This window comes from Agrilactobacillus composti DSM 18527 = JCM 14202, assembly GCF_001436375.1.
GTDB lineage: Bacteria > Bacillota > Bacilli > Lactobacillales > Lactobacillaceae > Agrilactobacillus > Agrilactobacillus composti.
In genome coordinates, this window is the sequence record NZ_AZGA01000016.1 from 118,922 (window position 1) to 142,390 (window position 23,469).

The following is a 23,469-nucleotide window of genomic DNA, read 5'->3' on the forward strand; positions in this document are numbered from 1 at the left end:
GTGCCTTTTTTGATTAGGTCATATCCACATCCTGATCAGTGGTCATGACCATGGCATTTTCCATGTAGTTGATTTGTTGGCGCAGTTTGGCGGCCATGTTATTAGTAATTAGCCCATTTTCAACCATTTCTTGAATGGCACTACGTTGACTGGCCAAAGCATGGGTCCGCAATAAATCCAGTTGGTGCTCATAAATTTCAGAGCGCTGATTGCCAATGCTTTTCAAGTTGGCTACCCGGCGGCGATAGCGGGTCACCAGTTGATAAATGGCCTGGCGATTATAGTTCTTTTGCCGGTTCTCCGGTTTTCTCAAATAAGCTGACAGATGTTTCAAACCGCCCTTAGCCATCTGTCGTTCCGCAAATAATCTTTCATTGAAAAATGGCCGATCGCTATTTTTTTGGAGGGTCAACTCCGCTTTGAGATGGTTAAACCGGTTACGAAATCTGAAGAAGGCCAGCTGGTAACGCACCCGCCACTCACTTTTGCCGATGTTCTCAAAATTCTTCCGGCGCTGGGCGATATTTTCTTCATAATACCGGTAAGTTTCAACTTGAATTTGGTTAGCCTTCCACAATTCATCCAGTGTTTTCAATTCCCCCTCTAGGCCAACTCGATTCAAAATCAACTCGTCGGCTAGCATTGGCGGTAAGGAATTATCATCATTTAAATCCAGTTCGACCCGGCGAATCATGACTTGATACTCCCCAGCTAAATCTAAAGCCGCCCGGGAATTATCCTCGTGTTTCTCAGAAATTATTTTATGCAGCGCCACTTGGTACATATATAGCTGAGCTTGGGTCAGCGTATATTTAGCCGTGGCTGCATCAGCTACGGCGTCTTCATCAGCAGCTGTCTCATCCACATCTTCATCATCTGATGGTAAACTTCCCCGCAAGCGCAGAGGCTTGCCATTGGGAACAAAAAGCGGCAAAAAGATAATGGCACTCAACAGACTCAACAAGATTACGCCAGCAGCTACAAACAGCATCAATGGCCGTTCTGGAAAAGCTTTCCCATTGTCTAAGAGGACGGGGACTGACAAAACACCGGCCATTGTAATCGCCCCACGGACACCGGTCAAGCCGGAAATAACCGCCACTTTAAACTTAGGTTGTTCTTTGCCATTTTTGTCGCGAAGATAAGATAAAAAACTGTAGCCATAGGTCCAGAGGGTTCTAATTATAAATAAACCCAGCCAAGTCACAAACACATACAAAATCGCTGATTTTGTATTGACAGTGGGATTTTTAACCACATCCCCAAAGGCCACGGGTAATTCAATACCCAGTATCAAAAAGACGATCCCATTGAGTAAATAAACCAGGATATCCCAAGTTTTATCGCTGACAATGTTTAACTCGGCCAAATAATAATCTGAATATAAATTACGCTGATTAGTACTGAAAATCCCAGCGGCAACCACTGCAATAACCCCAGAAGCATGAAAAACTTCTTCAGATACCAAATAGATTAAAAATGGTGTACTGATCTGTAAAATTGTATGCAGGACCACATCATTGATCCCCTGACGTAAAAAGAACCCCTTCAGGAAATGGAAACTTAACATCATGACTAAACCTACAATGGCGCCCACAATACTGATATAAAAAAAGTCACCCACGGCCTGGGTCAAAGAAAATACCCCAGTCAAAGTGGCAGCTAACCCATACTTGAAACCAATCAACCCACTGGCATCATTGATCAAGCTTTCCCCACTAACCAAGTGCAACACATTCGCCGGTAATTTGGCCCGGGCAGAGATAGATTGCACGGCAATCGGGTCAGTTGGCGATAGGATTGCCGACAAGGCAAAACTAGCAGACAAGGGCATATCTGGAATCAGCCAATGAATCAAGAGACCTCCTAAAAATGTGGCGATAAATACCAATAAAATGGCATTGGCGACAATTGGCCCCCGCAGCGCCCATAATTCCCGCTTGGGGAAATGGTGCCCATCATTGAATAATAGTGGTGCAATAAATAATAACATGAACCAACTGGTATTCAAGGGTATTTCAAAATCAAAAATTAACGCAATCAATAAACCGATTGCAATTTGAATCAAACTAACAGGGATGGCAACTAAGTAGTGACTGATAATGTTTGAAATGACTACAAACAAAACTAGTAAAATCACGGCTTCAACTATTTCCATATATGTCTTCCCTTCTTAAATAATCATATTTAACTGTGGCAATCATAACGCATTTAAAGACGTCCTTAAATATTATAAACTAAAATACGTCGTTCCCAAAGTCACGGCCATTAAAAAAGCTATCGCAAGTCTAGCCACAAAAACACTAGCTTTGCGATAGCTTATTATTTGGTCGGCGTTTTGGTTGCTGCTGCGCCAATGATGCGAACTTCTGGTTCTAAATGAATCTTAAACTTATCAAAAACCGTTTTCTGGATCAAGCGGATCATTGCCATATAATCTGTAGCGGTCGCCTGGTTAATATTGACGATAAAACCGGCATGCTTCATGGAGATTTGAGCCCCACCAATAATTTTGCCTTGTAAGCCTGCTTCTTGAATCAACGGCCCCACAAAATGACCCTTAGGCCGTTTAAAAACACTGCCACATGATGGAAATTCCAGGGGTTGTTTGGCCGCACGTCGGGCATTAAATTCTGACATCTTGGCTTTAATAGCTGCTTTGTCTCCGAGCTTTAGTTGAAATGTGGCTGCGATCACCAGACCATGGTTTTCTTGAATGGCACTGTGCCGATAAGCAAAACCCATTTGTGCGCCGGATAAAGTCACTAACTCACCAGCAGCGGTCAAGTAATCATAGGATTGGGCCACATCAGAGACTTCCCCATCATAAGCCCCAGCATTCATATAAACAGCCCCACCGATGCTGCCGGGAATGCCAGCTGCAAATTCCAAGCCAGTCAAACCGGCCGCTAGTGCTGCTTTAGCCACATCAATAATAGCAGCTCCGGCCTGGGCGGTGATAGTGGTTTCTTGGACCGTGATTTGGCGCATGGCCGTGGTAATGATGGTTAGGCCCCGCACCCCGCCATCTTGAACGATTAAATTACTGGCATTACCGATAAACGTCAACGGTAATGCTTTGGCTTTGGCGAATTGCAATAAAGTGACCAATTCCGCCTTATCCTTGGGAAAAGCCACCATATCCGCTGGGCCACCAGTCTTGGTAAAAGTGTACTTGCTTAATGGCTCATGATATTTAATTTTAATGTCTGAGTCCGTTAATTGTTCAATCAAATTTGTCGCCGTTCCTTTCGCACAAAAACTGCCAACTGTGGCACCAAAATAATAACACGTTACTATAAATTTTAACAAAAAAAGACACAAGTTGCCATGGGAATTTGACTTGAACAAACTTATAGCTTGTAACCGGCCATATTTCTTGTAAACTAGTAACCAGAGTTATCTAGGAGGTTCAACTTTTATGAAATTAATATCTTGGAACGTTAATGGCTTGCGGGCCATCTTAAAAAAAGACTTCATGGCAACTTTTGAAGCCTTAGATGCCGACTTCTTTTGCTTGCAAGAAACTAAGATGCAGGCCGGCCAAGTGGACTTAGACTTGCCAGGGTATCATACCTATTTCAACTACGCCCAGCGTAAAGGCTACTCTGGTACGGCTATTTTTACCAAGCATCAACCAGATAATGTCACTTACGGCTTAGGCATCCCAGAACATGATACCGAAGGTCGGGTCATTACCTTAGAATATCCCAATTTTTATATGATCACTTGTTACACACCCAATTCACAAAGTGAGCTCAAGCGCTTGGATTATCGCATGACTTGGGATGATGCTTTTCGAGATTATGTGGATCGCTTAAGTCAGGAAAAATCAGTTATCTTTTGCGGTGACTTAAATGTCGCCCACGAAGCCATTGACCTGAAAAACGATAAAACCAATCATCACAATGCTGGTTTTTCCGATGAAGAACGTGAAAAATTCACAGCACTGCTAGATAGCGGCTTTATCGATACTTTTCGCCATTTTTATCCCGATAAGACTGGTGTTTATTCTTGGTGGAGCTACCGCTTCAATGCCCGCAAAAACAATGCTGGTTGGCGAATCGATTACTTTTGCACCTCAAAAGATTTACAACCCAAATTAAAAGATGCTAAAATTCTAACAGATATTTACGGTTCCGATCATTGCCCCATTGAATTAGATATTGCCGACTTGAATTAAGGAGATTGCTATGAATTTCGTTGCCATGGATTTTGAAACGGCCAACTTCACCCCACAAAGTGCTTGTTCTTTAGCCTTAGTGGTCGTTCGTGATGACCAGATTCAAGATTCTTTTTACACCCTAATCAATCCTAAAACCTATTTCAATCACAAAAATACCCAAATTAACGGCATTACCGCCAAAGATGTGGCCAACGCCCCCACCTTTGCTGAAGTCTGGCCCCATATTGCACCGTTATATGATTCAGAGCATTTGGTGGCAGCCCATAATGCCCGCTTTGATATCAATGTCTTGCGGGCCACATTGACCCACTATGACATCGTCGTGCCCCATTATCTGGCCATCGACACCCTAAAAACCAGCCGCCGTTTTTACCCGGAGTTTCCCAATCACAAGCTCAACACCGTCTCCAGTGCGTTGAAAATTGATTTAAAACACCATCATAATGCCTTGGCGGACAGCATTGCCTGTGCGGAAATCCTGATCAAACAAAGCCAACAATTCGGCCCGGACCAACTCAAACCACTGGTACAATTAATCTAATCAATTAAATAGCCCATGAGCCAGACATCTAAATAACCCACCGCTGAATCATAAAAACCGCGAGCCATCTGACCTTCTTTATCAAAACCTATTTTTTGATAGAGGTTGATGGCTCTTTGATTACGCGCTTGGACGGTTAATTCTAAGCGTTTTAAAATTTGGGTGTCCTTGGCCCACTGGACCCCGTCGGCCAGAAGATAGGTGCCAATGCGCTGACCCCAGTGGGCTTTTAACACCGAAATACCGATTTCACCGATATGTTGAATATGGGGATCAGATTCTGCTGACAGGCGTAACATCCCCACAATTTCATCCCCCAGTAGCGCTAGTAACAACGTGTTGTTGGGACTATCATAAATATCGGCCAAGGCATTGGCCTGGTAGGTCTCACTTTGGCCGTAATCTTCAGCGGTAATGAGTAACAACTCAGATTCACTTTGAACCTGTTGCAAATAAGCCAACAAATTGGCAGCATCATCTGGAATTGCTTCGCGGATAATCAGCTCAGTCGCTTGGGTCATGGTAATCAGCCTCCAGTTGTTGGACAATTTGTTGATAGTGCTGACCTTTTGGTTGAAATTCAATCTGGCGAATATCATCGTTATCCGGATCTTTGTGAATAGCGATGACCAAATAATCTAACGGTAATTCATCTTGAATAAATTGGCTCCATTCCACAATGACGATCCCTTGACCCTCAAAATATTCCTCAAGACCTAATTCATCACTGCCCCCGTTTTCCAAGCGATACATATCCATATGATACAAAGGATATGTGCCTTCTTTGTATTCCCGGATCAGGGTAAAGGTTGGCGACTTCACGGGCCGTCTGATGCCCAGGGCTTTAGCAATGCCCTTGGTGAAAGTGGTTTTGCCGGCACCCAAGTCCCCGTTTAATAAAATCACATCCCCGGGTTTTAATAACTGTCCTAATTTGGCCCCCAGGGTGATGGTTTGTGCCGCATCATTTGTTTGCATATTTTGATCACATCTCTTTTTAGAATTAAACCCATTATAGCAAAAAAAGCGAGTCCCCCAAACTAAGTTCGTTGGCGGACTCGCTGACAATCAGTTGTTAAAAATTAGTTTAATGCTTGGGCAGCCGTAATGATAGACAATTTATAAACGTCTTCTTCATTAGAACCCCGAGATAAATCAGAAATTGGTTTGTTTAAACCTTGCAAGATAGGGCCAATGGCTTCGAAATTGCCGAAACGTTGGGCAATCTTATAGCCGATATTCCCGGATTGCAATTCTGGGAATACAAAGACAGTGGCTTTACCAGCGACTTTTGAATCTGGTGCTTTTTGTTGGGCAACAACCGGTACAAATGCGGCATCAAATTGTAACTCCCCGTCAATGTCAAACTCAGGTGCCAATTCTTGGGCAATTTTGGTTGCTTCAGCCACTTTGGTAACTTGATCAGCCTTAGCTGAACCCTTGGTTGAAAAGCTCAACAAAGCGACTTTAGGGTCGATATCAAAGAGCTTGGCTGTTTTCGCAGATTCAACGGCAATTTCGGCTAACTCCTGGGCATTTGGATCAATATTGATGGCGCAATCAGAGAATAAGTAACGTTCGTTATCCCGACCCCGTTGCATAATAAAGGCGCCACTAGTCCGACTAACACCAGGTCTTGTCTTAATAATTTGCAGTGCTGGGCGAACAGTATCACCCGTGGAATGAATGGCACCAGAAACCATCCCATTAGCTTTATCTAAATAAACTAACATGGTCCCAAAATAATTATTGTCCCGTAACATTTCTGTGGCTTGCGCTTTGGTTGCTTTACCTTTACGCCGTTCTACAAAAGCGTCAACCATTTGATCATATTCAGAATAAGTTGCTGGGTCGATAATTTGGACGTCTTTTAAGCTAAAGCCATTATCATGAGCAATACTTTCAATTTTAGCTGGTTGTCCTAATAAAATTGGGTTTAATACACCATCGGCGTTTAACCGAGCAGCAGCACCAATAATTCTAGGTTCATAACCTTCTGGGAAAACAATGGTCAAATCTTTGCCGGCAATTTTCTGTTTCAAACTATCAAATAAATCCATGGGACAGTCCTCCAATTCGTATGTAAACGTTATCAGACACCATCATACACTGTTTCAATGAATTTGTGAAGTCCTGTTACACTTCTTCTGGGTTTTCCGGCAGCTGCCAATCAATCGGCGCTTCGCCAAAGTTCTCCAATAAACGATTCGCCTTAGAAAAAGGCTTGGAACCAAAGAAGCCATTGTAAGCCGATAGCGGGCTGGGATGGGGTGCGGTGATAATGGCATTTTGCGTGGTATCAATCAATTTACTTTTGGCTTTGGCCGCATTGCCCCATAAAATAAAGACAACGCCGCCCTTTTGAGATAATTTTTGAATCGCTGTATCCGTCAACTGCTCCCAACCCTTGCCCCGATGAGAATAGGCATGTCCATCTTCAACTGTCAACACAGAGTTCAGCAATAATACCCCTTGATCGGCCCAATGCTTCAAGTAGCCGTGATGTACCGGCGGATAGCCCAAATCACTTTGTAATTCTTTATAGATATTCACCAAAGATGGTGGGACCTTATTGCCGGGCAGCACTGAAAAGCTCAAACCATGGGCTTGGTTGGGACCATGGTAGGGATCTTGCCCTAAAATAACCACTTTAACTTTCATAAATGGTGTCCATTCAAAAGCTTGAAAAATATGATACATATCCGGATAAATGGTCTTGGTAGCATACTCGCGTTTCAAGTAATTATGTAATTCTTGATAGTAACTTTTATTAAACTCAGGACCTAATACCTCCTGCCAATCATTATGGATCAAGGTTTTCATCATTAAATAACCTCCTTTAATTCCAAATTATAGCATAGGCCAGCACTGACGTTAAAAATCAATCGGCTATTTCAAAAACTGCCCAAAAATGCCGATAGTATGCTAAACTTAGGGTAGATTACGACTACTGGAGGAACATATTTTGATTAAAATTATTGCCTCAGATATGGATGCAACTTTACTAAATAACCGTATGGAAGTTTCCCAAAAAAATGCGGATGCTATCAAAGCAGCGCAAGCAGCTGGTATTGACTTTATGGTGGCCACGGGCCGCGGTATTGCCGAAGCTAAACCGCTGATTACAACACATAACCTTGAAACGGAATTTATCACTTTAAATGGTGCTTTAGTTATTGATAAAACCGGCAAAGAAGTTGTCAGCATCCCTATTCCCCAAACTCGGGCCGCAAAAATTGTCAAAATTTTAAAAGCTGGCGACTTTTATTTTGAACTTTACACCGATGATGGCACGGTATCCGACAGTAAAGTTCGCCGCATTCAAAATGTCGCTGACTTATTAGTCGTTTTAAATCCTGATCAACCTTATAAGATTGCCGTCGCTTTAGCAGCGGCCCGCTTGGAATTAATGAACATCAAATACGTCACTTCTTATGACGCTTTACTGGCTGACCCCAAAACCAATGTTTATAAAATCATTGCCTTTGATAAGCGGGGTAAAAAAGCCTTTGATGACGCTAAAGTGCAACTAGCAGCTTTAGGCAATTTGGCAGTTTCTTCATCTTCAGATAACAATATCGAAATCAATGATATCAACGCGCAAAAGGGTATGGCCTTAAAGCGCTATGCGCAATTTAAGGGTGTTGACATGTCAGAAGTGATGGCCATTGGCGATAACATCAACGATATGTCCATGATCAAAATGGCTGGGGTTGGTGTGGCCATGGCTAATGCCGTACCGGACATCTTGGCAGTGGCTGATAAAACCACCGATTACAATACCAAAGATGGGGTTGCCAAAGCAATTCAATGGGCTTTAGATGGTAAAATCTAGAAATAGTCTGGTGAGGTTATGGAATTATATATCAAGAAACAAACAACCGACCTAAAACACATTGCTTTAGTTTATGATCGCAACAAAAAACCGGTTTATTATGTCAGTGGCCGCCAAGGTTTGCTCAATGATAGTTTCACCTTATTTCAGCTATCAGGTGAGGTCATTGGTGAAATTAAACAAGTGACACCAGGACTATTACCCCGTTTTGATATTATCATTGATAAACAAACGGTTGGCTCCTTAAAACGGCTGATCGGGGTTTGGCATCAATTTATTTTTGTAAGTGACTTAAGATGGTTATTGATGGGGGATCTCTTGGATAATCACTATCAAGCTTTTGCTGGTGGTCAATTGATTTTTCAAGTCGACACCGTGATGCTATCAGATGGCGCCATGGCCCGCGAGTTAGTCATCCATGACCCGGATGTGGCCCCCATTTGTATCCTCATTGCCATGGTCTTGGACTTATGGTCTCGGAACACTAAAAAGCATCACGCTAAATCCCCAATCGTGACTGGCGGTTTATTGTGGAATGACTAAAATATTGCAAAAAAAGCGACTTTGGCTTAATTGTCCAAAGTCGCTTTTCCGTTTCATGAGTTACTTTTCTGTTTCATCGTTGGGTGCCATTTATCAAATCATAAGCTTTGTTGTCAATAACCGCCGTTTTACCCAACATTCAATTATTTATTATTTTTGCTATGGATTTGATAAATATCAATCACCCAACAAAAATACTATATACCATCATGAGGCAGTTTAAATAAATAATTTTAAGGTTTTATGCCAATTTGAACCAAAATTGAGATATTGTGCCAATTCAGCAAGGCTGTAGTAAAGCGAAGGCCCCTAATCTGGCACGAATTTTCACCCCAGGTTCGCTGAGATCATGGGCCAGCCACTCGCTGATCTGCCAACGCAAAGCATCTGCAAAAAAAGCTAAGTGTGCCGGTTGGATGGGTTTAAAGAAAGGGTCCTGATTAAAATATGTACATACAAAATCTAAAAAGGCCTTTTTTAAAAATAGATTCTCCTGAATTACCAAAGACAAGCGATAAATATTTAAAAATAACCGTGGTTTCGTTTCAATTTCTGTGATCACAAAGTCCATGGCAGCCTGCCAATCTTTAAATTCTTGCTGTTCCAGTTTAAGGACGCCCATCACCACACTATAACAAAGTTCATTAACACCCATGGGATATAACCGATAAAAACCACTGCGACTGACGCCAGTAACTGCTATAATATCGCATACCCGTAATTTGTCCACCGTATGTGTGGTCAAGTACTGTGCCAAGGTGTCCTCAATATAACGCTTCATAATATTAACCTGCAATGCAATCTATTCCTCCTATATTTGGTTTCATTAACATGAAATAATATAGCGTAACAGAATTTTGAGTACAAAAAAAATGACAAAATTTTAAAAAATTACACATTTTGTCATTTACTGGCGTGATTAATATTTTAATAACCTAATATCTTTGCTTCATGGCGCGGGCCATTTCACGATCTTGTTCCTTACGTTTTAAGGTTTCCCGCTTGTCATAATTCTTTTTACCTTGACCAATGCCAATCAAGACCTTCGCAAAGCCATGCTTCAAATAGACCTTTAACGGCACGATCGTGATTCCTTTATCTTGCGCAATACCAGCTAGTTTGGCAATTTCGCGCTTATGCAGTAATAACTTACGATTACGCAAAGGATCATGGTTAAACTGGTTACCCTCTTTATAGGGGCTGATATGCACATTTTCCAGCCAAACTTCACCACCACGCACCCGGGCAAAACCATCTTTTAAATTAATTTTACCGGCCCGAACTGATTTGATTTCAGTCCCGGTTAAGGCAATGCCAGCTTCGAAGGTGTCTGAAATATTATAATCGTGTCTTGCTTTAGGATTATTAGCCAGTTGATTGGCTGATTTCGGCTTATTTTTACGTTTGGCCATCAATCATACACCTCGCTTATTTTTTACGATTATTGTTTCGAGGTCCTCTTTGGGGTTTTCTTTGCGGCTTTTTAACAGCATTCTTCTTTTCTTCATCAGAAAGGACGATTTCAAAATCCAATTGCCGCTGCTTCACGTCGGCACGCATCAACTCAACCCGAATAGGTTGACCAATTTTGTACATTTTATGGGTATGTTCCCCAATTAAGGTCATACTCCGCTCGTTATAAGCATAGTAGTCATCAGCCATCGTGGATATGTGAACTAAGCCTTCGACGGTATTCTCTAAAGCCACAAACATCCCAAAACTGGTCACAGAACTGACCACGGCATTGAATTGTTCACCCACACGGTCTTCCATGTATTGGGCTTTGAGTAAATCGTCCACGTCCCGTTCGGTGTCAACAGCTTTACGCTCTTGAATCGACGTTTGTTGGGCCACGTCCGGCAAAATATCATGCCAATGACTTTGGACTTTTTCGCCGGTGCCATTACTTAAATAGCTATGAATCAAACGATGGACCATTAAATCAGGATAACGGCGAATTGGGGATGTGAAATGGGTATAATATTGCGCCCCAATCCCAAAGTGACCTAATAATTCATCTGAATAGTGAGCTTGTTTCATACTCCGTAACAACATAATATTGACCACGGATTCTTCAGGTGTATCTTTAACCTTGCTCAAGACATTTTGCAACATTAACGGTTTGACATCCTTGGCATTCCCCACGCCAGCGATCCCAAAGGCAGACACAAATTCGAAGAAGTTCTTAACCTTTTCTTCATCAGGTGTTTCATGGACCCGGTAAAGGAATGGCACGTCTTTTTTATACCAAGTTTCCGCAACTGTTTCGTTAGCGGCCAGCATAAAGGATTCGATCATTCGTTCAGAAGTGCCCCGTTCCCGTAACACGATATCGATTGGATGGGAGTTCTCGTCCACAATAATGTGGGCTTCGGCATCTTCGAAATCAATGGCACCGCGGCGATGGCGCATATCAAATAAAATATGGTGTAACTCAGCCATCAATTCTAGCATGGGTACTAAGTCGGCATATTTAGCTTCTAATTCAGGATCTTCATGATTCAAAATCTTATTCACGTTGTTATAAGTCATCCGAGCATGGGATTTAATCACACTTGGGTAAATATCAGCATGGTGGATCTTACCCCGGTCATCAATTTCCATATCACAAGACATGGCCAGCCGCTCTTCATCAGGATTCAAAGAACAAATCCCATTTGATAGCCTAAATGGGATCATTGGCACTACCCGATCAGCTAAGTACACACTGGTACCCCGATCGTAAGCTTCTTGATCCAATGGTGAGTTTTCAGTCACGTAATGGCTGACATCGGCAATATGCACCCCTAAGTGATAGTGCCCATTAGCCATTTTCCAAGCTACAACAGCATCGTCAAAGTCTTTAGAGTCATCCCCATCAATGGTAATCACTTGTTGATCTGTGATGTCCCGACGGCCTTCTTTATCTTCGGGATTCACATGATCTGGAATAGCATTGGCTTGATTCAAGGCTTCTTGCGGAAAGTCAATGTGTAACCCATGGGCGTATACTTGACTTTCAATATCTACACCGGGATCATTTTGGTTCCCGATGATTTTGACGGCGATGCCGCGCATTTGGCCAGGACGATCTTCAGATGGGTAATCGGTAATGTCAGCCAGGACAATATCGCCCATTTGGGGATGTAAACCTTTATCAGATAAAAAGACCGGAATGCCACTTAACTTCTTTTCCCGGCTTTGAATATAACCCACAAAACCAGTTTTTTGGACTTCAACATCCGAATATTGCTTAAAATCCCCCACCATGGTGGTCACTGCTCGATTAAGGATGTTAATGATTTTACCTTCAGGTCCTCTATTTTTCCAGGGGTCCCCATCTCTAACGATTTGAGCTTCAACTTCATCCCCGTTAATAGCAGTGTGTTTGGCTTCTTTAGGGATAAAGATATCTGGATCATCTGAATCGGGAATCGATACAAACCCAAATCCCCGTTCGTTGGCGTGAAAAATTCCTGAAATTGTCGCTTTTTGTTCTGTCAATTTAAATTTACCCTTATTACTAATTTGAATGCGACCAGCCCCTTCTAATTCGGCGATGGCCTTCACAACCCGTTTAAATGCACTAGCGCCCTTAAGTTCTAATTGATCGTTAACCTCTTGAACGGTAAATTTACGATCGGGATGATTTTGAAAAACTGTTAAAACTTCGGTTTGTAATCGTTCTGCCTGAGTCAAACTGACACCTCTTTACTTGTTTTTTGAATAAAGTTTAATACATCTGTTTGTAATTGTTTGTGGGCGGGACCAACCGTTAATACATGACTCGCCCCTTCATACCAGTGAAAATCTACTGGTGCTTGTACCAAAGCTTGCCGTAAATCGTAAGCCCCTGAAGCACTAATCATTTCATCAGCCCCACTTTGAGCAATGAAAAATGGTTTTTTAATTTGACTTAAATCCGCCGTAAACGCTCCGGCAAACTGGTGGATTTCATCCAACTGCTTGGGTAGTAAAACTTTAATTTGAGCCATTTTAGCGGCCACTTGGGTCGACGTTAAATCTGTATACTTATAAACCTGCTGGGCATATTTCAAAAAATTGGGATAAACGTTGTTCTCTGCTTGGGGGATCACCGGTGAACTGAAAACACCTCCGGCTACCACAGAATCTAACGTTAAAATCGCCTTGGTGGCAAAAATCCCCCCCATGGATAAGCCAAATACATACAGGGGCTGTTTATGTTTGGCAGCAATATAGCGCACAGCCGCTAATGTGTCGGTCCACCATTGGTTAGGACCGCCCTGCGTTAAGATATCCAAAGGATCAAAGGTAGCATGCCCACTGAATTGTGGGATATATACGCTATCGCCATGTCGTTCTAAAAAACGGCCCAACATATGGTGATCAGCAGATGTGCCGCTATAAGCATGGAGTAAGACCACGCCGATTGGACCAGCATCAAAATATAACGGTTTTGGCATTTTGTACTGCAAACATCTAACCTCCATTAGAACCCATATCCATAAAAAGCCGGCAACGAAATACTTTTCGTTCCGGCCTAATCTAAAATCACGTTATTTGTGGGAAGATAAGTATACTAAGATAAGTGAAAATACAAAGAATAAAATACCTAGCACCCATGTAACTTTGACCATAAATGCTTCAAAGCCACGCTTTTTAGTAGATCCAGTTTGCAATTCATTACCGCCACCAGATAAGGCACTGAGGGCATCTTGTTGCTTAGTCGGTTGTAACATGACAGCAATCACGATCAAAATGCAGTCAATAATCAGTAATGTTTGAATAACGTTATACAAGATAAAACCTCCAAATCGCTCCGTTAAAAAATCTCACTATAGAATAGTAGCATAAATTAAGTATCATTGCTAGTTGTATCCCTGGCAATCTTTTCGTAAAGTCGGCCCAGCCGAGTAGTTATCAGTGCTTTATAATGCCCAACTTGTCCATTTGGTACCAATAAAATTAAAATATCACCGGGCCGAATGATGGTATTGCCATGGGGGATCACCCGACGCTCACCTCTTTGAATACTGATCAACAAGCTCTCTGACGGCCAATCCAAGCTGTGGACTTGAAAAGCACTGGCCCCAGGAATCTCTAAAACTGGCACCTGAATTTCATCTAGGTGGCCATTGCCCACCAATTGAGCTACCCGTAGGCGATCCTTTAACGCAGTATAAATTGGTTGTCCATTTAACATATCATTGCTCACATAGGCAATTAAACATAAAAAGGCTAAAGGCATTAAGTGTTGTAAAGATCCCACCATCTCCGTGATCAATAATACGGCGGTAAAGGGTGCTTTCCCAATGGCGGCAAAATAACCGGCCATGGCAAAAATTACTAAATTATACCAATAAACCGGTGCCAATAATCCTAAATGCACCATCACGGCCCCGTAAGTGGCCCCAATAATTGCCCCCAAGGATAAGATAGGTAAGAAAATGCCCCCAGGTAACCCCGAACCATAAGATAGCATCGAGAAAATAAACCGCACGATAAATAATAAGACCAAGATACGAATTGAGAATTGTGGCGTGTTAAAACTCAAAACGATGCCATTACCCCCGCCTAACCATTCTGGGTGCCATAATCCCAACGGAATCACCGTCAACAGCGGAATAAGTCCATGAAACGATCGGGGTAATTTTTTGAAGTAGCGGAAAAATTTTCCCTGGTTTAACAAACAAACTTGATAAAAACGGCCCAAAAGACCTAAAACTATCCCTAAAACAGCTAATTGCCAGTACTGACTGATCGGTAGGGATGCTTGATAATTCAAATGCAAAACTGGCTGTAAGCCAAAGACATATAACGCAACAAAATTAGCCGCCACAGCACTGGTTAAAGACGTGATCCAAACGGGATAAGAAAAGGTATGATAAATTTCTTCCAGCACAAACATTGTCCCCGCCATGGGGGCATTAAAAGCTGCCGATAGTCCACCGGCAGCCCCAGCAGCAATCATGATCCGCCGGTCTGCCCCTTTAGCGCCATAAGCCTGGGCCAGCCCCTGACCAGCCGCAGCCCCCAATTGAATCGAAGGCCCTTCGCGACCCAAACCAAGACCGGGGCCAATGGCCAAAACGCCCCCCACAAACTTACGCCAAAGGACCGCCCACCAATTATAGGCCAGTTCATCTTCTAACTGGGCCTCAACTTGGGGAATCCCCGAGCCAGATATTGCTGGCTGTTGCCGCAATAATACCCCGACAATCACCCCAATAATAATAAGCCCAACGGCAATGGGTATTAATAGAAGAAACTGGCCTTGTTTAACGATTTGAAACAAAGCCTGGACAAAGGTGACTGCCTGCCCAATCAAATAGCGGAAGGCCGCTGTGACCACCCCTGCCGCTAAGCCAATCAAACAACCGCGCCAAATATAAGTTAGTTTTTCAAAATTAAAATATGTTTTCATAACCTTCAACGTTTTGCCCTCAATTTACTTACTTTCCAACTTTATTATACAACATGAATAGTAGTTAATGACGCTTGCTTTTCCAGTGGGCTCTGATAAGCTTAATTAGGAAAGTTTTTGAAATTCAACAACAAGGACATTACTATGAAAAAATTAACAGAACATCAATTTCTCAGAACACTCCCCCAGCGCATGACTTTTGGGTTCATCTTGATCATTACCATTGGCACCATTTTATTAAGTCTACCCATTGCCACGCATACGGGCAAAACCAATTTTATTGATGTCCTCTTTACAGCGACTTCAGCCACCTGCATCACCGGTTTGACGGTGGCAAATACCGCCACCCACTGGACATTGTTTGGCCAGTTGATCATTTTAACCATGAGTGAAATTGGTGCTTTAGGCTATATGACCTTTGCGGTATTGTTGTTTAACATTATCCGCCGAAATTTAGATTTATCCACCCAACTCATGGTCAAAGAATCCTTAAACCTAGAGAATCTCACAGATACGAAAAGTGTCATGCAATATGTGATAGCCTTATCGGGCATGGTTCAATTAGTGGGGGCTGCGCTATTAGCAGTGGACTTTATTCCAAAATTTGGTTGGCACCATGGTCTTTATGCAGCTATCTTCCATGCGGTCATGTCTTTTTGTAACGCTGGTTTTGATATCTTTGGCAATAGTTTAGCGGGCTTTCGCGATGATCCTTATGTGTTAACAATTACCATGCTGTTAATTATTGCTGGGGGCTTAGGTTTCTTAGTTTGGCGGGATATTTTACTGTATCCTAAGCGCAAACGTCTCAGTTTAAACTCTAAACTAACCTTAGTCACCACTTTTAGTTTGTTTGTGGTTGGCTTTTTGTTGCTATTATTGACGGAACGCAATCTTCAAGCTTTAAGCCAAGTCACTTCCTGGGGCAATCGCCTCATGAATACCTTATTCTTAAGCGTCACCCCCCGGACTGCGGGTCTGACCACGATCTCTACATCATCTTTACAAGCTGGTAGTATTTTCTTGATCATGTTACTGATGTTTGTGGGTGGCACCCCAGGATCAACTGCCGGCGGGATCAAGACCACTACTTTTGGATTGCTAGTTTTACAGAGTATCGCGCAACTGCGGGGCAAAAAAGATGTGGAATTTGCCCATCGGCGTTTTAGTCAAAACAATATCAACCGGGCTTTGCTACTGGTCTTCTTAGCCAGTGCCATCATCGCCATTGCCACTTTGGTATTGACCCAAACCGAATCGATCCCGAAGAATTCGGGGATGGAATACATTTTGTTTGAAGTATTATCTGCCTTTGGGACCGTTGGGTTAAGTCTAGGTCTAACGGCGCATCTATCAGTCCTAGGCAAAATCATTATTATGTTATTAATGTTCGTTGGCCGAGTAGGTATCTTCACCTCGATGTATGCCCTACTTAATCGACAAACAAAATTAAATTCAATTCGTTATCCTAAAGAAAATGTCTTAATTGGTTAACTTATTCAAACACCACTTGCAAGGAGAAAGTATTTATGAAAAAAAGTTTTGCTGTATTAGGCCTGGGTCGCTTTGGGGAAAGCGTGGTCCGGACCCTGTATGAAACCCATCAAGATGTTTTAGCTGTGGACGTTAGCGAAGAACGGGTCAACGCCCTTATGGACGTGGCCACCCAATCGATGATTGCTGACACGCAAGAAGAAGAGGTGCTGCGAGGCTTAAATATTGATACCTTTGATTACGTCATCATTGGGATTGGCAATAATATGGAAGCTAGCATTATGACCACGTTACTCGTTAAAGAACTTGGAGCTAAAAATGTCATTGCTAAAGCTGAGACCCAAGCCCATGGGCGCGTTTTAAAGCGTGTGGGTGCTGATCGGGTGGTCTTCCCGGAACGGGATATGGGCCAAAGTATCGTGCGAAAATTATTATCCAAACATATTTTAAGTTTCATTGATTTAGATGCGAAGTATACCCTGGCTGAAATCGCTATTTCTGATCCTAAATTTGCTAATAAAAGCCTGGAGGAATTAGATTTAAGAAAGCGTTTTGACCTGAACGTGATCGCCATCCATCATAAAGACAAGGCCAACATCTCCCCCAAACCCACCGATATGATTTATCTTGAAGATATTTTAACGGTGGTGGGGCCGGTTCAAAGTGTCGAATCCTTAGATGACACGTTACAAAATACACAATAATCAAGGCATTAGGCGTTTCCCTAATTTTTGGGAAGCGCTCTTTTTTTAAACTTTTTTAGTGTTATATTATTCGGTACAGGTACAAAATACTTAAATGGAAGTGTTAACGATGTTAAAAGAAGTTCATATGCCGAAATTAAGCCCGAAATCCGATGAATACTTTTTCGGTTCTTGGCTCAAAGAACCTGGTGATACCGTTAAAACTGGTGACATTTTGTTTGAAGTCGAAACCGACAAGGTCATTAGCGAAGTACAAAGTCAAGAAGACGGTGTCTTAAAAGAACAAAAAGTTGCTGAAGGCGATTCAACTAAAGTCGGCGACCTGGTTGCAACAATCGAAGTTAACTAAGGAGAAGAGGACATAGATATGGCTGACACAAAGACAAAACCACAATGGCTCAAAGTAACCTACGATCAAACTAAAGTTGATCGCATGAATCACTTATTGGACGGTTTACAATTGAATACAGTTTGTGCTGAGGCCAATTGCCCTAATTTGGGAGATTGCTTTGGCAGCGGCACGGCTTCTTTTATGATTATGGGTCCAAACTGTACTCGGGCTTGCCGCTTTTGTGATGTCCCCCATGGTAAAACCGCGCCAATTGACCTATTAGAACCTTTGCGAGTTGCCCAAGCCACCCAGAAATTGGGCTTGAAACACGTGGTCGTTACCAGTGTGGATCGTGATGATTTACCAGACCTGGGTGCCACCCAATTTGTAAACGTCATCAAGGAAATTCGCAGGTTAAACCCAAACACTTCAATTGAAGTCTTGACACCAGACTTTCAAGGTCGGACTGAATTATTAGATCAAGTCATTGCGGCCAAACCTGATGTGTTTAACCATAATATGGAAACTGTCCGTAGTTTAACACCTAAAGTCCGCAGTCGGGCAACTTATGACACCTCTTTAAAGGTGTTGCAATATGTGAAAGCCCATGCCCCTAAGACAACATTTGTTAAAACCGGGATTATGTTAGGCTTAGGTGAAACGGACCCTGAAGTTTATCAATTGATGGATGACTTAAGAGCAATCGATGTGGACTTCTTAACAATCGGTCAGTATGTCCAACCTTCAAAAAAGCACTATCAACTACGGGAATGGGTCCCAATGGCGCGTTATCAAGCATATTATCAGGTGGCCATGGCTAAGGGCTTTAAATTTGTTGCCAGCTCACCATTGGTTCGTAGCTCCTATAAAGCCAAAGAAGAACTGGAAGCAGTTGACGGTAAATGATTTATATTCCGGTCGACACCCTCGATATTTATCATAACTTTGCTTTGGAATACTATTTAGCTTCTGAAAAGCGTTTCTCTGAACCCGTGTTTTTGCTCTGGTCCACTACCCCTACTGTCATGTTGGGAAAATACCAAGACGCTTTAGCAGAACTGAATTTAGAATATATTCGCCAGCATCATATCAATGTGGTCCGCCGCTATTCCGGTGGCGGGACCATTTACACGGATGAAGGCGGCTATCAATTTACCTTCATCCAGCCAGATACCCAGCAAATGATCGATTTTAAAGCCTACATTAACACAATCGCCACAGCTTTAAATCAAATGCAGATTCCAGCGATTGCTACCAGCCGCAATGACTTAACCGTCAATGACCGCAAGATTTCCGGTAGCGCCCAATATAAGCATAACGGCTTCACTGTCCATCACGGTAGTTTGTTATTTAATACAAACTTAGAGCAAATGTATGATGCCTTGCATGTGGACAATCTAAAACTACGTTCCAAACATATTGCGTCTATCTTAGAGCGCACCATTAACATTCAAACCATTCGCCCAGACCTCACCAATCAAGATTTTGCGGCTGACCTGCAACAACATGTCTTAGCAACTGTGACCAATCTGCGGACATATCAATTGACGCCAACAGACTTGGCCCGAATCAAGGTTATCGCAAAAGATAAATTTCAAAACTCGCAATTTATTTACGGCCACACCCCCACCACTGAGCTTTCAAAAAAACATTATTTTAAAGGCGGTGGCTTGGTAAAATTTGACCTTACGGTGAAACACGGTATCTTGACGGAGTTACATTTATCTGGTGATTTCTTCAGCAGTATTGATCAATATTTACTGGCAAAGAGTTTGCTAGGTCGCCCCTTCCGGCCAGATCAAGTTCGACCTATCTTAATACAGCAATTGCAACAACAGCCTATTTTAGGCATTAGCGCTGATGATTTATTAGCGCTGTTGTTTTCATAATAATCTATACAAAAACCCGTCTAAACCATTTTTACCTGGTTTAAACGGGTTTTTGTATAGATTGCCCTAGAAAAGTTTGACAGTTGTTACAAACTCATCTTGGCAGAACAATTATTTACCTAAGTTATAGAAGCTGTGGATACCCTTGTATTCAGCAGCGCCTTCTAATTGTTCTTCAATTCTCATTAATTGGTTATACTTAGCAATCCGATCAGTCCGGCTCATAGAACCAGTCTTGATTTGGCCAGCGTTAGTTGCAACAACCAAATCAGCAATCGTTGTATCTTCAGTTTCGCCAGAACGGTGAGAGACAATTGCAGTGTAGCCAGCTTCTTTAGCCATTTCGATGGCTTCAAAAGTTTCAGTCAATGTCCCAATTTGGTTAACCTTGATTAAGATAGCATTGGCAACGCCCATGTCGATACCTTTCTTCAAGTATTCAGTGTTAGTTACGAATAAATCGTCACCAACGATTTGTACTTTTTTACCTAATTGCGCAGTCAAAGCTTTCCAGTCGTCCCATTCGTTTTCATCCAAAGGATCTTCGATAGAAACGATTGGATATTTAGCAACTAAGCCTTCCAATAGGTCAGTGAATTCAGCGGCAGTATAGTTCTTGCCATCACCCTTTAATTCATAGTTATGTGTGTCTGTGTTATAGAATTCAGAAGAAGCACAGTCAAAGGCAATTGAGATATCGTCGCCAGGTTTGTAGCCGGCCCGGGTAATAGCTTCAACTAAGATTTCAAATGGTTCTTCGTTGTTCTTCAAGTCAGGTGCGAAACCACCTTCGTCACCAACGGCAGTAGAGTAACCTTTTTCTTTCAACAATGCTTGTAAAGCATGGAAAGTTTCAGAACCCATCCGGATAGCTTCATGAACTGATTTTGCGCCAACAGGCATGATCATGAATTCTTGGAAGTCAACGTTGTTGTTAGCATGAGCACCACCATTGATAACGTTCATCATTGGTGTTGGTAATACGTGGGCATTAGGGCCGCCTAAGTATTCATACAAAGGTAAGCCTAATTCGTCAGCAGCAGCACGAGCAGCAGCTAAGGAAACACCTAAGATAGCGTTAGCACCTAATTTACCTTTGTTAGGTGTGCCATCTAAAGCGATCATAGCTTGGTCTAAAGCACGTTGATCTGTTGCATCCATACCGATAACTTCTTTAGAGATAACATCATTAACGTTAGCAACGGCTTTTAAAACACCTTTGCCGCCAAAACGATTCTTGTCGCCATCACGTAATTCAACGGCTTCATGTTCACCAGTAGAAGCACCAGAAGGGACAATGGCACGACCAAAGCCACCTAATTCAGTATAGACTTCAACTTCAACAGTAGGGTTGCCACGAGAATCCAAGACTTCGCGACCTAATACATCAGTAATTACAGACATAAATATAACGCTCCTTTAGTTTTTTATTTAATAGCAACGACATTAATCATAACAATAACCAAACAAGTGATTAATCGTTATAATGTACTAATTCTAAGAATGAGTCAGCTTTCAAGCTGGCACCGCCGACTAAGCCGCCGTCGATATCAGGTTGTGCCATTAATTCTTTGACGTTAGCAGGCTTCATAGAACCACCATATTGAATGCGCAAAGCATCAGAAGTACCTTGATCATACAATTTAGCAACTGTAGCCCGGATATGGGCACAAACGGCTTGCGCTTGTTCAGCAGAAGCAGTTTTGCCAGTACCGATAGCCCAGATTGGTTCATAGGCAATCACTGTATTTTTAACTTGTTCAGCGGTTAAGCCAGTTAAAGCACCTTCAACTTGTGTTGCCACGAAGTCTTCAGTTTGGCCTGCTTCACGTTGTTCCAAAGTTTCACCAACACAGATAATTGGCAAAAGATCATTGCGGAACAAAGCCTTAGCTTTGGCATTGACTTCAGCATCAGTTTCGTGTTGATATTGACGTCTTTCAGAATGGCCTAAAATAACATATTTTGTGCCGATTTCTTTTAAAACTTTAGGACTGTTTTGACCAGTGTATGCACCAGCGTCAAATTCTGAAGCATCTTGGGCAGCAGGTGCTAAGGCAGAGCCTTTAGCAGCATCGATCAATGTAGTTAAATCCAATGCTGGCGCTGCAATGACAGCTTCAACAGTGTCGGATAATTGACCTTTAACGCCCTCGACAAATTCCCGAGTTTCAGTGGGGTTCATGTTCATTTTCCAGTTACCAGCGATAATTGGTTTACGCAAAGAAATAACTTCCCTTCAAGAATAGATTATTTGTCAGAAATTGAAGCAATACCAGGTAATTCCTTACCTTCAAGGTATTCAAGTGAAGCACCGCCACCTGTAGAGATATGGGTGATTTGGTCTGCAATACCTAATTGTTGCGCAGCGGCCGCAGAATCCCCACCACCAATAATAGTTGTGGCACCTTCTAATTTGCCTAAGTCCTTACCAATTTCTAAAGTACCCTTAGCAAAGTTGCTCATTTCAAATGCGCCCATAGGACCGTTCCAAACAACAGTCTTGGCACCTTTTAATTTATCTTCAAATAAAGCAATTGTCTTAGGACCGATATCTAAGCCCATTTCGCCATCAGGAATATCTTGGCCAACGATTTCGTGCTTGGCATCATTAGAAAATTCTGCTGCAGCAACGTTATCAACTGGTAAGATCAGCTTGTCGCCGGCTTTAGCTAGTAATTCTTTAGCTAAATCAACCTTGTCAGCTTCGAATAATGATTTACCAATCTTGTGGCCTTGAGCGGCTAAGAATGTGTAAGCCATGCCACCACCGATTAAGATGTAATCAGACTTTGGAATTAAGTTGTCAATGACACCAATCTTATCAGAAACCTTGGCACCACCTAAGATGGTTACGAAAGGATGAACTGGATTGTCTACGGCATTGCCTAAGAACTTGATTTCTTTTTCCATTAGGAAACCAGCTGCAGCAGGTTTGCCAGCAGCTTTCATAGCAGTTGAAATACCAACGTTAGAAGCATGGGAACGGTGCGCAGTCCCAAAGGCATCGTTAATGTAAACATCGCCTAAAGAAGCCCAATATTGACCTAACTTAGGATCGTTTTTACTTTCACGTTTGCCAAAGTCATTATCGATATCTTGGAAACGCGTATTTTCCATTAAGATAACTTGGCCATCGCTCATGTTATTGATGGCATCTTCTAATTCTTTGCCTTCATTAACTGGTACGAATTCAACTGGTTTGCTCAATAATTCAGAAAGACGTTCAGCAACTGGCCGTAATGATAATTCCTTCTTATCAGCATCACTCTTGACCCGACCTAAGTGAGACAAAAGAATTGCTTTGCCGCCATGTTCGATGACGTATTTGATAGTTGGTAATGCGGCAACGATACGGTTGTCATTGCCAATCACACCATTTTTAATAGGGACATTGAAGTCGACACGGATTAAAACTTTTTTGTCTTTAACATCAACATCTTGAACTGTAAGTTTAGCCAAAATAATAACCTCCTGAGTTATAAATAACCCTTTTGAAATACCATATAAGTATGCGGGAGTGTGTCCCTAAGCGCCAATAGTCTGAAGGTTAAACCCAAC

At 42.3% G+C, this 23,469-nt stretch carries 24 protein-coding genes; 9 read left to right on the forward strand and 15 right to left on the reverse strand.

The window, feature by feature from the left end; all coding sequences use genetic code 11:
* Nucleotides 1–13 precede the first annotated feature (13 nt).
* On the reverse strand, nucleotides 14–2,158 hold the full coding sequence (locus tag FC83_RS04795; protein WP_035453169.1) for a cation:proton antiporter: 2,145 nt from the start codon (nucleotides 2,156–2,158) through the stop codon (nucleotides 14–16).
* A 164-nt stretch (nucleotides 2,159–2,322) separates the two neighbouring features.
* Nucleotides 2,323–3,234, reverse strand: coding sequence for a UDP-N-acetylmuramate dehydrogenase (murB, locus tag FC83_RS04800; protein ID WP_081763089.1), 912 nt, complete (start codon nucleotides 3,232–3,234; stop codon nucleotides 2,323–2,325).
* Nucleotides 3,235–3,421: 187 nt separating this feature from the next.
* Between murB and FC83_RS04805 the strand changes: the two genes are divergently transcribed.
* Nucleotides 3,422–4,183, forward strand: coding sequence for an exodeoxyribonuclease III (locus tag FC83_RS04805; protein WP_057002459.1), 762 nt, complete (start codon nucleotides 3,422–3,424; stop codon nucleotides 4,181–4,183).
* 10 nt (nucleotides 4,184–4,193) lie between these two features.
* A complete protein-coding gene (locus tag FC83_RS04810; RefSeq protein WP_035453166.1) occupies nucleotides 4,194–4,727 on the forward strand; it encodes a 3'-5' exonuclease in 534 nt (177 codons plus the stop codon).
* Here FC83_RS04810 and FC83_RS04815 read toward each other — a convergent pair.
* From FC83_RS04815 to FC83_RS04830, 4 genes are all read right to left on the reverse strand, one after another.
* Nucleotides 4,724–5,248 (reverse strand): GNAT family N-acetyltransferase, encoded by a 525-nt coding sequence (locus FC83_RS04815; protein WP_035453163.1) that lies wholly within the window; start codon nucleotides 5,246–5,248, stop codon nucleotides 4,724–4,726. The two genes, FC83_RS04810 and FC83_RS04815, sit on opposite strands and share 4 nt — an antisense overlap.
* Nucleotides 5,232–5,705 (reverse strand): tRNA (adenosine(37)-N6)-threonylcarbamoyltransferase complex ATPase subunit type 1 TsaE, encoded by a 474-nt coding sequence (gene tsaE, locus FC83_RS04820; protein ID WP_057002460.1) that lies wholly within the window; start codon nucleotides 5,703–5,705, stop codon nucleotides 5,232–5,234. Before tsaE ends, FC83_RS04815 begins: the two co-directional genes overlap by 17 nt.
* Before the next feature lie 104 nt (nucleotides 5,706–5,809).
* Nucleotides 5,810–6,787, reverse strand: a complete 978-nt coding sequence (gene pta / locus FC83_RS04825) for a phosphate acetyltransferase (protein ID WP_035453160.1) — start codon at nucleotides 6,785–6,787, stop codon at nucleotides 5,810–5,812.
* Between the two features lie 76 nt (nucleotides 6,788–6,863).
* Nucleotides 6,864–7,550 (reverse strand): uracil-DNA glycosylase, encoded by a 687-nt coding sequence (locus tag FC83_RS04830; protein ID WP_035453272.1) that lies wholly within the window; start codon nucleotides 7,548–7,550, stop codon nucleotides 6,864–6,866.
* A gap of 142 nt (nucleotides 7,551–7,692) precedes the next feature.
* On the opposite strand from FC83_RS04830, the gene FC83_RS04835 reads away from it, so the two are divergent.
* Complete coding sequence (locus FC83_RS04835) at nucleotides 7,693–8,562, forward strand: Cof-type HAD-IIB family hydrolase (RefSeq protein ID WP_035453157.1); 870 nt, start codon at nucleotides 7,693–7,695, stop codon at nucleotides 8,560–8,562.
* An 18-nt stretch (nucleotides 8,563–8,580) separates the two neighbouring features.
* A complete protein-coding gene (locus tag FC83_RS04840) occupies nucleotides 8,581–9,105 on the forward strand; it encodes an LURP-one-related/scramblase family protein (RefSeq protein WP_052004675.1) in 525 nt (174 codons plus the stop codon).
* 280 nt (nucleotides 9,106–9,385) lie between these two features.
* Here the strand turns inward: FC83_RS04840 and FC83_RS04845 are convergent, their stop codons facing one another.
* The 6 genes from FC83_RS04845 to FC83_RS04870 form a co-directional block, all read right to left on the reverse strand.
* The gene (locus tag FC83_RS04845; protein ID WP_156405563.1) at nucleotides 9,386–9,886 is read right to left on the reverse strand and encodes a hypothetical protein; all 501 of its coding nucleotides are present in this window, start codon (nucleotides 9,884–9,886) and stop codon (nucleotides 9,386–9,388) included.
* Nucleotides 9,887–10,040: 154 nt separating this feature from the next.
* Nucleotides 10,041–10,517, reverse strand: a complete 477-nt coding sequence (gene smpB / locus FC83_RS04850) for an SsrA-binding protein SmpB (RefSeq protein ID WP_035453150.1) — start codon at nucleotides 10,515–10,517, stop codon at nucleotides 10,041–10,043.
* A 16-nt stretch (nucleotides 10,518–10,533) separates the two neighbouring features.
* Nucleotides 10,534–12,783, reverse strand: coding sequence for a ribonuclease R (rnr, locus tag FC83_RS04855; RefSeq protein ID WP_082622561.1), 2,250 nt, complete (start codon nucleotides 12,781–12,783; stop codon nucleotides 10,534–10,536).
* Nucleotides 12,780–13,541, reverse strand: coding sequence for an alpha/beta hydrolase (locus FC83_RS04860; RefSeq protein ID WP_035453147.1), 762 nt, complete (start codon nucleotides 13,539–13,541; stop codon nucleotides 12,780–12,782). Before FC83_RS04860 ends, rnr begins: the two co-directional genes overlap by 4 nt.
* 81 nt (nucleotides 13,542–13,622) lie before the next feature.
* A complete protein-coding gene (secG, locus tag FC83_RS04865) occupies nucleotides 13,623–13,865 on the reverse strand; it encodes a preprotein translocase subunit SecG (RefSeq protein ID WP_035453145.1) in 243 nt (80 codons plus the stop codon).
* A 56-nt stretch (nucleotides 13,866–13,921) separates the two neighbouring features.
* Nucleotides 13,922–15,490: a ClC family H(+)/Cl(-) exchange transporter gene (locus FC83_RS04870; RefSeq protein ID WP_057002464.1), complete on the reverse strand. Its 1,569-nt coding sequence runs from the start codon at nucleotides 15,488–15,490 to the stop codon at nucleotides 13,922–13,924.
* Between the two features lie 144 nt (nucleotides 15,491–15,634).
* Here FC83_RS04870 and FC83_RS04875 point away from each other — a divergent pair, with 144 nt between their 5' ends.
* The 5 genes from FC83_RS04875 to FC83_RS04895 all read left to right on the forward strand — a co-directional run bounded on the left by FC83_RS04875 (nucleotide 15,635) and on the right by FC83_RS04895 (nucleotide 19,908).
* Nucleotides 15,635–16,984: a TrkH family potassium uptake protein gene (locus FC83_RS04875; protein ID WP_035453142.1), complete on the forward strand. Its 1,350-nt coding sequence runs from the start codon at nucleotides 15,635–15,637 to the stop codon at nucleotides 16,982–16,984.
* A 35-nt stretch (nucleotides 16,985–17,019) separates the two neighbouring features.
* Nucleotides 17,020–17,688, forward strand: coding sequence for a potassium channel family protein (locus FC83_RS04880; RefSeq protein ID WP_035453141.1), 669 nt, complete (start codon nucleotides 17,020–17,022; stop codon nucleotides 17,686–17,688).
* Between the two features lie 109 nt (nucleotides 17,689–17,797).
* Nucleotides 17,798–18,037 carry a biotin/lipoyl-containing protein gene (locus tag FC83_RS04885; protein WP_035453139.1) on the forward strand — a complete coding sequence of 80 codons (240 nt, stop codon included), beginning with the start codon at nucleotides 17,798–17,800 and terminating at the stop codon, nucleotides 18,035–18,037.
* Between the two features lie 18 nt (nucleotides 18,038–18,055).
* Nucleotides 18,056–18,925 (forward strand): lipoyl synthase, encoded by an 870-nt coding sequence (gene lipA, locus FC83_RS04890; protein ID WP_035453136.1) that lies wholly within the window; start codon nucleotides 18,056–18,058, stop codon nucleotides 18,923–18,925.
* A complete protein-coding gene (locus FC83_RS04895) occupies nucleotides 18,922–19,908 on the forward strand; it encodes a lipoate--protein ligase (protein ID WP_035453134.1) in 987 nt (328 codons plus the stop codon). Before lipA ends, FC83_RS04895 begins: the two co-directional genes overlap by 4 nt.
* A 111-nt stretch (nucleotides 19,909–20,019) precedes the next feature.
* Here FC83_RS04895 and eno read toward each other — a convergent pair whose 3' ends face one another.
* The 3 genes from eno to FC83_RS04910 all read right to left on the reverse strand — a co-directional run bounded on the left by eno (nucleotide 20,020) and on the right by FC83_RS04910 (nucleotide 23,370).
* A complete protein-coding gene (gene eno, locus FC83_RS04900; RefSeq protein ID WP_035453131.1) occupies nucleotides 20,020–21,312 on the reverse strand; it encodes a phosphopyruvate hydratase in 1,293 nt (430 codons plus the stop codon).
* Nucleotides 21,313–21,382: 70 nt separating this feature from the next.
* On the reverse strand, nucleotides 21,383–22,132 hold the full coding sequence (gene tpiA, locus FC83_RS04905) for a triose-phosphate isomerase (protein WP_035453129.1): 750 nt from the start codon (nucleotides 22,130–22,132) through the stop codon (nucleotides 21,383–21,385).
* 26 nt (nucleotides 22,133–22,158) lie between these two features.
* Nucleotides 22,159–23,370: a phosphoglycerate kinase gene (locus tag FC83_RS04910; protein WP_035453127.1), complete on the reverse strand. Its 1,212-nt coding sequence runs from the start codon at nucleotides 23,368–23,370 to the stop codon at nucleotides 22,159–22,161.
* Nucleotides 23,371–23,469: the final 99 nt, after the last annotated feature.

What these genes read in the sequence shown, in the direction of transcription:
- FC83_RS04795 (WP_035453169.1), bottom strand. Translation starts at nt 2,158, where the DNA reads ATGGAAATAGTTGAAGCCGTGATTTTACTAGTTTTGTTTGTAGTCATT.
- FC83_RS04805 (WP_057002459.1), top strand. Translation starts at nt 3,422, where the DNA reads ATGAAATTAATATCTTGGAACGTTAATGGCTTGCGGGCCATCTTAAAA.
- FC83_RS04810 (WP_035453166.1), top strand. Translation starts at nt 4,194, where the DNA reads ATGAATTTCGTTGCCATGGATTTTGAAACGGCCAACTTCACCCCACAA.
- FC83_RS04815 (WP_035453163.1), bottom strand. Translation starts at nt 5,248, where the DNA reads ATGACCCAAGCGACTGAGCTGATTATCCGCGAAGCAATTCCAGATGAT.
- tsaE (WP_057002460.1), bottom strand. Translation starts at nt 5,705, where the DNA reads ATGCAAACAAATGATGCGGCACAAACCATCACCCTGGGGGCCAAATTA.
- pta (WP_035453160.1), bottom strand. Translation starts at nt 6,787, where the DNA reads ATGGATTTATTTGATAGTTTGAAACAGAAAATTGCCGGCAAAGATTTG.
- FC83_RS04830 (WP_035453272.1), bottom strand. Translation starts at nt 7,550, where the DNA reads ATGAAAACCTTGATCCATAATGATTGGCAGGAGGTATTAGGTCCTGAG.
- FC83_RS04840 (WP_052004675.1), top strand. Translation starts at nt 8,581, where the DNA reads ATGGAATTATATATCAAGAAACAAACAACCGACCTAAAACACATTGCT.
- FC83_RS04845 (WP_156405563.1), bottom strand. Translation starts at nt 9,886, where the DNA reads ATGAAGCGTTATATTGAGGACACCTTGGCACAGTACTTGACCACACAT.
- smpB (WP_035453150.1), bottom strand. Translation starts at nt 10,517, where the DNA reads ATGGCCAAACGTAAAAATAAGCCGAAATCAGCCAATCAACTGGCTAAT.
- FC83_RS04870 (WP_057002464.1), bottom strand. Translation starts at nt 15,490, where the DNA reads ATGAAAACATATTTTAATTTTGAAAAACTAACTTATATTTGGCGCGGT.
- FC83_RS04875 (WP_035453142.1), top strand. Translation starts at nt 15,635, where the DNA reads ATGAAAAAATTAACAGAACATCAATTTCTCAGAACACTCCCCCAGCGC.
- FC83_RS04880 (WP_035453141.1), top strand. Translation starts at nt 17,020, where the DNA reads ATGAAAAAAAGTTTTGCTGTATTAGGCCTGGGTCGCTTTGGGGAAAGC.
- FC83_RS04885 (WP_035453139.1), top strand. Translation starts at nt 17,798, where the DNA reads ATGTTAAAAGAAGTTCATATGCCGAAATTAAGCCCGAAATCCGATGAA.
- lipA (WP_035453136.1), top strand. Translation starts at nt 18,056, where the DNA reads ATGGCTGACACAAAGACAAAACCACAATGGCTCAAAGTAACCTACGAT.
- FC83_RS04895 (WP_035453134.1), top strand. Translation starts at nt 18,922, where the DNA reads ATGATTTATATTCCGGTCGACACCCTCGATATTTATCATAACTTTGCT.
- eno (WP_035453131.1), bottom strand. Translation starts at nt 21,312, where the DNA reads ATGTCTGTAATTACTGATGTATTAGGTCGCGAAGTCTTGGATTCTCGT.